The organism is Bradyrhizobium sp. Arg237L (genome assembly GCF_029990105.1).
Taxonomy (GTDB): Bacteria; Pseudomonadota; Alphaproteobacteria; order Rhizobiales; family Xanthobacteraceae; genus Bradyrhizobium.
The window spans coordinates 31152-43385 of sequence record NZ_JAQMIL010000085.1; the positions used below are offsets into that span (position 1 = coordinate 31152).

The window sequence follows — 12234 nt, forward strand, 5'->3', positions numbered from 1 at the left end:
CACCTCGATGCTTGGGTTTCAAATTCTGAACGGCCTGGTCTATTCCGGCATTCTGTTCACGATGGCGCTGGGATTTTCCATCGTGTTCGGGGTCATGAAACTCACGCATTTCGGCCATGCGGCGTTCTTCATGCTCGGTGCGTTTCTGACGCATCAGGCGCTCGCATGGTGGGGCAGTTTCACGCTGGCGATCGTGCTGGTGCCGGTGACGGTGGGCCTCGTGGCGCTCGCGGTCGAGAAGACGCTGATCAGGCGCGTCTATGCGGCCAGCCATCTCGATCAGGTCATTCTGACGATCGGAATCGGATATGTGATCGCAGACATCGTCCTCGCGATCTGGGGCGGCGACATCAGGCAGATTGCCGAGCCGGAGGCATTGTCCGGCGTACTCTTCATCGGCGTCCAGCCGGTTCCGATCTATCGGCTGTTCGTGGTCGGCTTCGCGGTCTGTTCCGCGGGGGCTACCTACTGGCTGTTCGAGCGGACGCGTTTCGGCCATATGCTGCAGGCCTCGACGGAAGACGCCGCGATGGCAGACGCCATCGGCATCGACACCAGCCGGCTGTTCACCATCGTCTTCGTGGCGTCCACCGCGTTTACCGGACTCGCCGCCGTCGTGGCCGGCCCGATCACCCAGGCCAGTATCGGCATGGATCACGAAAATCTTCTCCTCAGCCTGATCGTGGTGATCATCGGCGGCGTGGGCACGATCGGCGGCGTGCTGGTCGGCGCATTGGCTCTGGGAGTCGGGGATACGTTGTCGAAAGTGTTCTTTCCGAGTTACTCCGAAGTCTTCAGCTACGGCTTGATGATGTTCGTGCTGATCGCACGACCGCAAGGTCTCGTCGGGACACGGGTGCTGCAGCGTGTCTGATCAGGTTTCCATCGCGCCGGTGCTCGGCGCTCCGGCCGCGCGGCCCTGGCACAAGGCCGCGATCGGATGTGCCGTCGCAGCCGCCTGCGCCGCGCCATTGCTTGCCGGCCCCTCCCTCATGAGCACGGCGTCGGCAATCCTGGTGCTTGGCCTGTTTGCCATGTCGATGACTTTCTTGTTCGGCTTTGCCGGCCTGCCCATCATCGGCCACGCGGTCTTCCGCGGAATTGGCGCCTATATCGCCGCGGTGCTGTCGATCCGCTGGAGCACTAACTTGTTTGTCATCCTGTTTCTCGCCGTGCTCGGAGCGGCGCTTGCCGGCTTTCTGTTTGCGCTGGTTGCCCTTCGTGCCCGGCAGCTTCAGCTGATGATGACGTCGATCGCCTTCGTCGGCCTGATCAAGGCACTGGCAGAGCAGCTCACCGGCATCACCGGGGGCGACGATGGCCTGTCCGGCATTCCGCCGTTTCACCTGGCCATTGCAGGAACCGGTCTGGACGTCACGCTCGATACGCCTGTTACACTCTATCTGACGACGCTGATCGTGGTTGGCCTGTCATATGTGGCGATGCGGGTGTTGCTGGCGTCGCCGTTCGGCCAGCTCGTGGTCGCGGTCCGGGACAACGAGACACGGGTGCGCGCGATCGGCATCGTTCCGCGTCACATCCTCAATGTCTGGGTGTCGATTGCCTCCGCCTTCGCGGGCGCCGCCGGCGCGCTTCACGTCATGCTCTATAATTTCGTCGCCCCTTCGATCCTCAGCCTGTCCGCCTGCGTGACGGGACTCATCATGATGGTGATCGGCGGCGACAGGAAACTGATGGGCGGCATGGTCGGAGCGGCTGTCCTGTTTCTCGTGCAGGACGAGCTCTACAGCATCACCCGGCACTGGAGCCTGATCCTGGGCCTCCTGCTCATCGTGTTCGTGCTGGCGACTAAGGGCGGTATCGTCGGGACCGTCGAGCGGCTGTGGCGCCGGTCGACATCGCCGGAGTGCCGCCGATGACCGCGCCGGTGCTTCTCGAGGTCAATCATGTACGCAGGCAGTTCGGCGGCACGGTCGCAGTGAGCGATGTCAGCCTGCAGATCAAACGCGGCGCGCGCCACGGCGTCATCGGTCCGAACGGTGCCGGAAAGACGACGTTGTTCAATCTGATCAGCGGATGGACGGCGGCGGACAGCGGCACTATCCTCCTCGACGGCGAACCCATCCATCAGTTGTCGGCCGAGCAGGTGGTGCGGCGCGGGCTGGCGCGCACGTTTCAATATGCCCAGCTCTGCGCCACCATGACCGTGCTGGCCAATATCGTGCTGGCGCTGCAAGGGCAGCAGCGATTGATCTATTCGTTCTTCAGGCCGATTGCCGCCTATGCCGGGCTCGTGCAGACCGCCAAGGGCATTCTGGCGGATGTCGGCCTCGGCCAATATGCGGACACGCAGGTATCGGCGCTGTCATATGGCGCTCAGAAGCAGGTTGAAGTGGCAATGGTGCTCGCGACCCGTCCGGCGGTTCTGCTGCTGGACGAGCCGACGGCCGGCCTTTCCCCGGCGGAGTCCAGCAGCATGCTGCAGCTTTTGCGGTCGCTCGACCCGGAGATCACGATCCTGATCATCGAACACGACATGGACGTTCTGTTCGGTCTCGCCGACACCATCACCGTACTCAATGCGGGCGAAGTCCTCAGCGAGGGGAGCGCGGCCGAGATACGCGCGGACCCGCTCGTGCGGCAAGCCTATATGGGCTCCAGGGCGCTGGGGAGAGCATCCTGATGGCGGTCTTGAGCGTCAGCAGCCTGCGCGTCGGCTATGGATCGGACCTTGTCGTTCAGGCCGTCGACCTCGACATCCGACGCGGCGAGATCGTCTGCGTGCTCGGCCGCAATGGCGTCGGCAAGACCACGATGGTGAATGCCATCATGGGGCTGCTTCCGTCGATGTCGGGGTCGATTCACCTCGGCGCCTCCGACCTGACCTCGGTCCCGCCCTATCGCAGAAGTACCGCAGGCCTGGCGCTGGTGCCTCAGGGCCGCCGGCTCTTCAAGGAGTTGTCGGTCCGCCAGAATCTCGAAGTGGCGGCCAGAAGCCCGCGGAAGGACGGCCATGGCTGGACGGTGACCGAGGTGTTCGACCGCTTTCCATCGCTGGCGCGGCGGGCCGACATCGTCGCGGCCGCCCTCAGCGGAGGCGAGCAGCAGATGTTGTCGCTGTCGCGCGCGATGGTCACCTGGCCGAAAGTGCTGCTGCTGGATGAACCGTCCGAGGGATTGGCCCCCATCATCATCGAGCAGATCGCGCAATTGCTCGGCGAATTGCGCCGGTCCGGCGCATCGATCCTGTTGATCGAGCAGAATGTCGGCTTCGGACTATCCGTCGCTGACCGCGTCTACATCATGAGCAAGGGCGCCATTGTGGCGAGCGGCACCTCCGCCGAACTGGAAGCCGAGGGCACGCGGCTGGAGCGTTTTCTCGGCGTTGGGCACTGACCGGACGTTTTGCTTGTGCGCGTGGGCCGCGCTGCGCTGCGACCCACACGCACGGGCGGGTCAGGCCGGCGCTTTGGCAGCTTCGAGTTCTGCCAGCGCCTGCCGGCGCAATTCGTTCTTCAGGATCTTGCCCATCGAGTTGCGTGGCAGCTCGCTGCGCAGAATGACGTGCCTCGGCTTCTTGTATCCCGCCAGAAGATCGCGGCATCGCGCGATGACGGACTCCGGCGTCACCTTCGCGCCGGGCCGGGGCTCGATGAAGGCCAGCACGGCCTCGCCATAGACGGCATCCGGAACACCGATAACCGCAGCGTCGGCGACACCGGGATCGGTGAGCAGGGCGACTTCGACTTCCTTGCTGTAGATGTTGTAGCCGCCGCTGATGATCATGTCCTTCTTGCGGTCGACGATATACAGATAGCCGTCGGCATCCTGACGGGCGAGATCGCCCGTCTTGATCCAGCCGTCGACGATCGTTTCCGCCGTCGCCTCCGGGCGATCGAAATAGCCCCGCATCGTCGTCCAGCTTCCCGGCGTGCCGGATCGCACCAGCAACTCGCCGACCTGGTCCACGCCGACACGCGCGCCCGCCTCATTGACCAGCTTGACTTCGACGCCCGGCGTCGGCCGCCCCACCGAAGCCGCATGGCTGATTTGTTCGTCCGGCGCCAGGGTCGTCACGCCGCCGGCCTCGGTTTGGCCGAAGAACGAGATCAACCCGACATGTGGCAGGTTGTCTCTCAATGCTTCCTTGAGCGGAACGGGAAATGCCTCGCCGGTGGTGAGGATGGTCCGGAGCGCGGACAGCCGCGACGGTTCGCGCTGGATGATGGGAAGCAGCATCCGGCATACCGTCGGCACCGCCGCGATCACCGTCACCCGGTTCGCTTCGGCAGCAGCAATGGCTGCCTCGGGCTCGAATTTCGGCGTGATGACAAGCGTCGCGCCGAAACAGATCGCACTCGACAGCCGGCTGAATCCGAACCGGTGGGCCAGCGGCGTGGTAGCAAGAAACACATCGTCGGACGTCAGTCCCCAGTGCACCGAATTCAGAAAATAGCTCTGTGTGACGAGATTGCGGTGCGTCGTCAGTGCGCCTTTCGGCCGCCCCGTGGTGCCGGACGTGTAAAGGATAAGCGCGTCGTCCTGATCCAGCGCGACATCGCCTATCGGCTCGTTCTGTGCCGGGGCAAGCAGGGCGCCGTAGGCATGCGCGGCTTCGGCGTGCCCGCCGATGGCGATCCGGTGGCGCACGGCATCGCCGGGCAGGCTGTCGATGACGGCGCTTTGATTGACATGAAACGCAAGCCCCCACGGCTTGCTGTCGGAGACGATATGCGCGAGCTCGGCTGCGGTCAGGCGGGTCGTGAGCGGCACGACGATCGCGCCGATGCTGAATGCCGCATAGAGCAGCTCGCCAAATTCCACCTCGTTGCCGAGATAGAGAATCAGTCGGTCATTGGCCTTCAATCCGAGCTTCTTCAGCGCCTCGGCCAGGACCGTCACCGTCGTGGACAGTTCGCGATACGAGACCCGCCGCGATCCATGAACGATAACGGTCTTTTCAGGCGTGCGCTGCGCGTGCGTTCTAAGAAATGCCTCGAGTCTCATGAGCGGCTCGCCTGTCTTCCATGGTTCGACAATGAATCTATTGCGCAAGAAGGCCCATGATGCAGCGGTAGGCCGCGAACAGCTCCGGATCTTCGGGATCGCGCGGTCTCGGCAGATCGACGGCGATGGTCGCAATCGTTCGCGCCGGCTTGCCACCCAGCACGACGATCTTGTCCGCCAGGAACGCCGCTTCCAGCATGTTGTGGGTTACCAGCAGCCCCGTCGGCGGAGCCTGCAGCCACATCTCCTGCATCAGGATCCTGAGCCGGCGCGCCGTGAGTTCGTCGAGGGCGCTGAACGGCTCGTCGAGCAAGAGGATCTCGGGCTCGATGGCGAAGGCGCGCGCGATGGCGACGCGTTGCCTCTGCCCGCCGGACAGCGCGCCGGGATAGGCATCGGCATAGTCCAACAATCCGACCTGCGCCAGCAGCGACGCGGTTCGCGCCGTTCCCCGGCCCGCCGCCTTGGCGACCAGATCGATATTGGCCCTCACGGTCCGCCATTCCAGCAGGCGCGGCTGCTGGAACACCATGCCCAGCCGATTAACCGCCTGCTGCGGCTCGGTATCCATCCGCCCGTGATCGGGCGTTTCCAGCCCGGCCGCGATATGCAGCAGCGTGGTCTTGCCGACGCCGGAGGGGCCGACAAGGGCGACGAGTTCGCCCGCCCTGATATCGAGATCGAAGCGGTGAAGCACTTCCTCCACCTTGCCGGAATTGGGGCGGCTGAAACTCTTGCCGATGTCGGAGAAGCGGACCGCGACGCTCATAGCTCGGACACCCGGCGCCAGCGCGACAGGCGGCGCTCCAGCGATTGCAGCACACCATATTCGAGCGCGACCATCACCGCCCAGAACACGATCGTCCAGGCGAGCACGCCGGCGACGTTCTGCGAACTGAACTCCGAATTGAGCTGATAGCCGACGCCGTTCGACAGGCCGAACAGCTCCACCAGAACGATGACCTTCCATGCCAATGACAGCCCGACACGCCCGCCACCGATCAGGTGCGGCGTGAGACTGGGGATCCAGATATGCTGCAGCTTGTCGCGGGTCGAGAGCTTGAACACGTGAGCCATCTCGACGATCTCCGCATCCACGGCATTCATGCCCTGGCGGACATGCAGGATCATCACCGGCGTGATGCCGAGCGCGATCGACACCACCGGCGTCGTCAGGCTGACGCCGAACCAGATCACGCAGAGGAGCGCCCAGACGAGGCCCGGCACGGTGAGGCCGAGAATGATGGCCGGATCGCAGAACCGCCGAAAGACCGCGCTTCTCGAGGCCGCAATGCCGACGATCAGCGAGATGACGAAGGCGACGCCGAAGCCGGCAAGGATGCGTCCCAGCGTGATGCCGATCTGACGCGCGGCGAAACCACCGACCACAAGTCGCCGCACCTCTTCTGCGATCTCAGCGACATTGGGGACAAGCGGGCTGGCAATGACGCGCGCCATGGTCTCCCACAACGCGATCAGGCAGATGTAGAACACGATCGACGGCAGCGTGATCGCCGCCAGCCGCCGCAATTGCAGCGCGGCAGCGCCTCGCCGCACCGCCCGTGTCGCAGTCACTTGCTCCTGCAGGATATCAGCCATCATGCCTTCTCAAGCGCAACGCCATCGTAAAGCTTGCGACCCGGTGCGGCGTCGAGCAAGCGCAGCTTCACGGCAACGTCGATCTGCCGGTCGATCGCGCTCCACACGCTCTGATTCCACTCGGTCGGATAGACGTCCGGTAGCCTGGCCGGCAGCAGATCGATGGCGGCGGTCTCCTTTGGCCTCAACCCCATCTCCCCGGCATGTTCGATGAACAGCTTCGGATTGTCGCGCAGCGCGCCATTGGCCGCCGCGAACAGCCGGGCAACCGATGTGGCGAGGCTGCGGTTCGCGGTGAGCCAGCTATTCTTGGCGGCCAGGCCGACGAGGAACGGCGCGGCAGCCGCGCCGGACGCTTCCTTCCAGATATCGCCGATCCTGGCGAGCTCGCGCGCTCCGCCGCCGATCGCGCGGGTCGCCGTCGGTTCGACGATGATCACCGCGTCAACATCGCCGCGGTCGAACAGCGCCAGGCTGGCGGTCGGCGGTCCGAAGATGACCTCGACGTCGCGCTCCACGTCGATGCCGATCAGCGACAGCGCGACGCGCGCCTGCTGATAGGTTTCGGTGGTCTTCGGCTGAGTGGCGATCCGCTTGCCAACGAGATCCGCGGGCTTGCGGAACGGGCTGTCGGCTTTCACGATGATGCGGCCGTGATTGTCGAGCGCGGGTCCGAACAGGGTGATATCGCTGCCCTTGCGCGCCAGGTTGGCAAGGCCGATGGCGCCGAACACGCCGATGTCGAGCGATCCGGCCGCGAGCTGCACCTGCATCTGTCCGGGATCGCCGGCAACCCAGTTGACGTCGAAGTCCGCACGGAGCGCAGCGGGCACCGCGGTGATCGCGCCGCGCCAGATCGAGCCGGCACTTCCCGGCGTCGGCAGCGTGATGTTGACTACAGGTTTGGATGCCGCGACCGCCGGGCCGAAGACAAGAGGGGCGACTGCGAGGCCCGCGACACCCGCAAGCATCGTTCGCCGCGTCGGCAGATCCGCTGCGGCAGTGGTGCTACTATTTGAGCTCATGACTCCGTAACGATCCCAACGATTGAAGGAGCCGCCGGGCGGTTGCCGCCCGGCGGTGTCGATGGTCAGGAAACGACGAGCGTATCGTGGCTGTTGCGTCCGTCGGTGAAGCCGCGGTCCTTCATCCAGTGATAAGCCGGATCGAACAGCTCCGGCGAGTAGCGCTGCGCATGCGTGTAGCGCACGAAACGGCCGTCAAGCTCGTCGGGACGGATGTCTTCCTTGGCGATCGCCACGATGTAGTGCGCATACCGCCCGAAGTTCGCGTTGATCAGGTCGACGGCCTCATCGAGCACCTTAAAATATTTTTCGATGTCGAGCGCCTGCAGATCCGGAGACACCACCTCGGCGCCGCGATAGAATGTCAGCGCGATCAGGTGCGCGCCCTGCTTGAGCGCCAGGCTGATGAATGGCTCCATCACCGTTACGGCACGGACGCGGCCTTCCTTCATCGCCTGCAACCGCACCTCGGGCGCGCCGATATGCGTCGTAACGATCTGGTCCTTGGCAATCGCGCCTTCGAGCAGCCCGATCGTGGTATAGTGCGATCCGGTGAAATCGTTGATTCCGATGGCCACGCCTGCGAGGTCGCGCGGCGACTGCAGTTGTGCGTCGAACGAAACGATCGCCTGGGCCGCGATCGCGGGCCGCAGGGCAGCGATCTTGCCGCGGCCGGTGCCGCGTTCGATGCGGTCTATGCCGCCCCATTCGCAGACATTGAAGTTATCGGCCGAGCCGGCTTCGAACAGCGCTTCCTTCTGGCGCTTGAGCACATTCTTTTCCAGTTTGTCGTGATCCGCGTATTTCACGGAGTAATCGACATCGAGACCGGCTTTGGCGAAAAGCCCGTGCTCAAGGGCGACCAGGATTGGAAGGTCGAATACTGGTGGATTCGGCGAGATGCGGATTTTGGTGGGGTATGCGCTGATGGACGTCATGTCTTCTGCCTCAGGTTGGCGACGAGCGGACCGGCCCAGGTATCGATGCGAAGGCGCCTGCGACGCGGTAGCGTGACCTCAGGTGTAAGGCATGGCAGCAAGTCAGTGTTTTCGAATATTTGTGCCGCGGTGGCACAGAATCCATCAAATCGCCGCTCCCGAGAAATGTCGTTCCCAGCACGCTTTCATACTGGTGAATCTCCGACAGCACCTCATCGCTCATGTCACGAATTCGCAAACGTCCCGCCCCTTCAGTGGCGCCACGGCGACGGTGACCGCTCAGCTCCTCGCCTGCTTCAGGCCGGAGTCGGAACGAACTTGCACTGCCGATGGGATGCCCCTCGGCATGACTTCCGGGGGCGCGCGGGAGTGAGGGGGCGAGTTTCGGCGCGCCGGGCTGGGTTGCGCAGCCGAGCAGAGCGATTTCTATTTGAGTAGTGGTTCGTCGCCGTCGATAGGCCGTGCGAGGACGCGACCCCGCCTGTGCGTCAGCCGGAACTCGCGGGGAGCTCCCCGTTTGTCGTTCACTGTTCGGTCAATGTCGCCATCGTCCGACGCATATCCGGGAGCCGCCCATGACCGCGAAGATGAACAGGCTTGGCATCTTTACCGGCCTGGACATGCGCAATCGGACGCTCGAATTCATGAACGCCAATTTCGGCAAGGCGGGCGCCCACTATTACTGGATCTCGCGCGGCGTCGACGAACGTCCGGTCCGTGCGAACCGGATCCGGAAGTCGGTCTGTGTCGAAACCACGTTCTCGGGCGATCTCTCTGAGTTGAACTCATTGGTCGCTGAGCTCGAGCCTTTGATCGACAAGGTCTGGCATCATTGTGAGAGCACCGGCAACCGCGGCCGCACGGTAACGTTGAAGGTGAAGTTCTCCGATTTCGAGATCATCACCCGCAGCCGGTCCATCCCCGCCACCATGTCGAGCCGCGAAGACCTGGGGCGCTTGGCCGTTGGTTTGCTCGAGAAGGAGATGCCGCTTCCGAAGTTGGTGAGGCTATTGGGCGTCTCGCTATCGTCACTGCAGAGCGAGACGGAGCTTGAACCTCAATTGGATCTGCCGATCTGACGTAGACACTCGCCGGCATTTCTTCCGAGAGCCTTACCCTCGCGCCCGTCGCAATGCGGCTTCCAGCCGGGCCTGTCCTTCTCCCAACGGGCTTCTTCGGCCTCACCCTTAGCGACAGAAAGCCATGTCCGCTCGCATGTCGGCGATCACGGTAAGAGCGGACTCACTTTGCTCGACGGGAGTTCTTCCATTTTGACCCAAAACGGAAATGCACCTCCGGCCCATTTTAATTTTGACGTTGGCCTGTTTCGCTGGGTGAAGTTTATGATGCGGGAAACAACTTGTCCCTTATGTAGCGCGAAGTGGGTGTGAGCCGAACGCCGCGTGGCTTGCGCCAGACCGCTCTGTCGATCTCGTTCCTATCGCCAATTATCAGGCTGCCGGAGGCCTTTCTGGCGACAAAAATTGCATCGCTCATTTTTCTGCCTGAACGACGATTCTTGGACTTCACCTCTTTCCAAAGCTGGACGCGCCCAACTCTAAGCTTTGGCAGCTCTTCTTTGATCTCCCTGCGCAGGCAGTCCTTTTCGCTTTCGCGTGCGAGCTTCCGGCCACCGGGGAACATCCACAGCCGGTCGCGCCTGCGTCTGACCAAAAGAACTTTGCCGCGCTTCACCGCGACCAGCTTTGAGGACTTCGCCATTCTGCCAACTAATTGCCGTTCGTTAGAATCAGATTCGTCAATGATTATAGTAGCTTAAATCTAAAGATGAAATTAGTTAACGCCGCGGTATTTTAGTGCCTCTCGCTGCTAAAAGCCGTCAATAAATGGTTGATCTGTCAAGGTTTAGCGATAGCCTAACAATTCGACTGAAATTCAGAACCGAGCGACGATGGGCAGCATTGTTCTTCTCGACTTGATGGGTGGAGTTGCATTGCTGCTGTGGGGCTTGCACATGGTGCACAGCGGAATCCTGCGTGCGTTCGGTCCTGACCTGCGTCTGCTGCTGGCAAAAGCGCTGAACCGCTTCACCGCTTTTGCAGCCGGCCTTGGTTTGACCGCTCTGCTTCAGAGCAGCACCGCCACCGCCCTGATTACGAGTTCGTTTACATCAGAGGGTCTGGTCAGCTTGGTGCCAGCACTTGCGATCATGCTCGGCGCCAATGTCGGCACCACGCTGATCGTGCAAATCCTGTCGTTCAATATCGCCGCCCTCGCTCCCATCCTTTTCATTATCGGCCTGATTGCGTTCCGCAGCGGTCCGCGTTCGCGCATCAAGGACATCGGCCGCGTCTCGATCGGACTCGGCTTGATGCTGCTTGCGCTGCATATCCTGATGGACACGCTGGCGCCGGCCGAGAATGCTCCGGGCGTGCGTGTGTTCATGGACGCTATCACTGGCGATCCCGTGCTCTGCATTGTCTTCGGCGCGCTTGTCACCTGGGTGGTTCATTCGAGCGTCGCCAGCGTGCTATTGGTAATGTCGCTTGCCTACGCGCATTTCGTTTCGCCCTATGCGGCGTTGGCGCTGGTGCTCGGTGCCAATCTCGGCAGTGCGATCAATCCGATTTTCGAGGGAGCGCGCCGCGACAATCCCGCCAGCTATCGCCTTCCATTAGGCAATCTCGTCAATCGGCTGGTCGGTGTGGTGCTGGTGGGACCATTCCTGCACCCGATCGCGGACCATCTGCAATCGTGGCAGCCTGACCTCGCCAAGGCGATCGCACTGTTCCACATTGCATTCAACGTCGCGACCGCGGCTCTGTTCATCGGCTTACTCGACAGCCTGGCGCGGTTACTCAAGACGCTGTTGCCTCAACGTGCTCCGGAAACCGACCCGTCCCGGCCGCGGCATCTCGACGAGAGCGCGCTGGAGACCCCGTCGTTGGCACTGGTTGATGCAGCGCGCGAGGCGTTGCACATGGGCGACCACGTCGAGATCATGCTGCGCAAAGTGATGACGGCGATAATGACAAACGACCGCGAGCTAGTCGATCAGGTCTCACGGATGGACAACAGTGTCGACAGACTCGATGAAGCAATCAAGCTGTATGTCATCAAGCTTACCCGCGGTAGTCTCGACGATCGCGAGGGACGGCGGGCGATGGAGATAGTCTCCTTTACCATCAATCTCGAGCATATCGGTGATATCATCGACAAGAATTTGAGTGAACTGGCGACCAAGAAGGTCAAGCGCCGGTTCCAATTCTCTCCGGAAGGCGCCGAAGAACTTTTGGCTTTCCACAAGCGCACGATGGATTCCTTGCGGATTGCGTTCAGCGTCTTCATGTCCGGAGACCCAAACGAGGCGCGCAAGCTTTTGGTCGAGAAGGCCGCGTTGCGCAACGTAGAACTCGCTGCCACTGAACGACACCTTGACCGCTTGCGCGAGGGCCGTCCCGAGACAATAGAAACCACATCGCTTCATCTCGACGTCTTGCGTGACCTCCGGCGGATTCACTCGCACATCTGCTCGGTTGCCTATCCCATCCTCGACGCGGCTGGCGAACCAGTAGCAGGACGGTTCGCTGAACTTGAACCGATTGAGCGCTTGGGTACGAGCACTCACCCGGGTGTTTCCAATGTAGGGCCCTCCTGAACGGCCGCTTCTGGCCCGCAGCCGCCCGGAAAGGGCGGGCAGAGCGCGTCCGCTCTGCCCAGCCAGTTCAGACATCGACCTGTTC

Annotated in this window: 11 protein-coding genes and 1 pseudogene; 6 read left to right on the top strand and 6 right to left on the bottom strand. The window is 62.5% G+C overall.

Features of this window, described 5'->3' with window-relative positions:
* Positions 1-7 precede the first annotated feature (7 nt).
* The 4 genes from OZ411_RS36435 to OZ411_RS36450 are packed head-to-tail and all read left to right on the top strand — an operon-like array spanning position 8 to position 3357.
* Complete coding sequence (locus OZ411_RS36435) at positions 8-874, top strand: branched-chain amino acid ABC transporter permease (RefSeq protein ID WP_282531819.1); 867 nt, start codon at positions 8-10, stop codon at positions 872-874.
* Entirely contained in the window at positions 867-1880 is a 1014-nt protein-coding gene (locus OZ411_RS36440; protein ID WP_282531820.1) for a branched-chain amino acid ABC transporter permease, read from the top strand. The genes OZ411_RS36435 and OZ411_RS36440 overlap by 8 nt, the downstream gene beginning before the upstream one ends.
* Positions 1877-2644 carry an ABC transporter ATP-binding protein gene (locus OZ411_RS36445; protein ID WP_282531821.1) on the top strand — a complete coding sequence of 256 codons (768 nt, stop codon included), beginning with the start codon at positions 1877-1879 and terminating at the stop codon, positions 2642-2644. The genes OZ411_RS36440 and OZ411_RS36445 overlap by 4 nt, the downstream gene beginning before the upstream one ends.
* On the top strand, positions 2644-3357 hold the full coding sequence (locus OZ411_RS36450) for an ABC transporter ATP-binding protein (RefSeq protein WP_282531822.1): 714 nt from the start codon (positions 2644-2646) through the stop codon (positions 3355-3357). The genes OZ411_RS36445 and OZ411_RS36450 overlap by 1 nt, the downstream gene beginning before the upstream one ends.
* Positions 3358-3417: 60 nt before the next feature.
* Here the strand turns inward: OZ411_RS36450 and OZ411_RS36455 are convergent, their stop codons facing one another.
* The 5 genes from OZ411_RS36455 to OZ411_RS36475 all read right to left on the bottom strand — a co-directional run bounded on the left by OZ411_RS36455 (position 3418) and on the right by OZ411_RS36475 (position 8530).
* Positions 3418-4968 (bottom strand): AMP-binding protein, encoded by a 1551-nt coding sequence (locus OZ411_RS36455; RefSeq protein ID WP_282531823.1) that lies wholly within the window; start codon positions 4966-4968, stop codon positions 3418-3420.
* Between the two features lie 37 nt (positions 4969-5005).
* A complete protein-coding gene (locus OZ411_RS36460; RefSeq protein ID WP_282531824.1) occupies positions 5006-5737 on the bottom strand; it encodes an ABC transporter ATP-binding protein in 732 nt (243 codons plus the stop codon).
* Positions 5734-6567, bottom strand: coding sequence for an ABC transporter permease subunit (locus OZ411_RS36465; protein WP_282531825.1), 834 nt, complete (start codon positions 6565-6567; stop codon positions 5734-5736). Before OZ411_RS36465 ends, OZ411_RS36460 begins: the two co-directional genes overlap by 4 nt.
* Entirely contained in the window at positions 6567-7592 is a 1026-nt protein-coding gene (locus tag OZ411_RS36470; RefSeq protein WP_282531826.1) for a PhnD/SsuA/transferrin family substrate-binding protein, read from the bottom strand. Before OZ411_RS36470 ends, OZ411_RS36465 begins: the two co-directional genes overlap by 1 nt.
* Before the next feature lie 65 nt (positions 7593-7657).
* Positions 7658-8530: a hypothetical protein gene (locus OZ411_RS36475; RefSeq protein ID WP_282531827.1), complete on the bottom strand. Its 873-nt coding sequence runs from the start codon at positions 8528-8530 to the stop codon at positions 7658-7660.
* A 581-nt stretch (positions 8531-9111) separates the two neighbouring features.
* On the opposite strand from OZ411_RS36475, the pseudogene OZ411_RS36480 reads away from it, so the two are divergent.
* Positions 9112-9609 (top strand): annotated as a pseudogene (locus OZ411_RS36480) (DNA polymerase IV); the annotation flags it as partial.
* Between the two features lie 262 nt (positions 9610-9871).
* On the opposite strand, the gene OZ411_RS36485 reads toward OZ411_RS36480, so the two are convergent.
* Positions 9872-10252 carry an NUDIX hydrolase gene (locus OZ411_RS36485; protein WP_282531828.1) on the bottom strand — a complete coding sequence of 127 codons (381 nt, stop codon included), beginning with the start codon at positions 10250-10252 and terminating at the stop codon, positions 9872-9874.
* Between the two features lie 190 nt (positions 10253-10442).
* On the opposite strand from OZ411_RS36485, the gene OZ411_RS36490 reads away from it, so the two are divergent.
* On the top strand, positions 10443-12149 hold the full coding sequence (locus tag OZ411_RS36490; protein ID WP_282531829.1) for a Na/Pi cotransporter family protein: 1707 nt from the start codon (positions 10443-10445) through the stop codon (positions 12147-12149).
* The last annotated feature ends 85 nt before the right edge of the window (positions 12150-12234 follow it).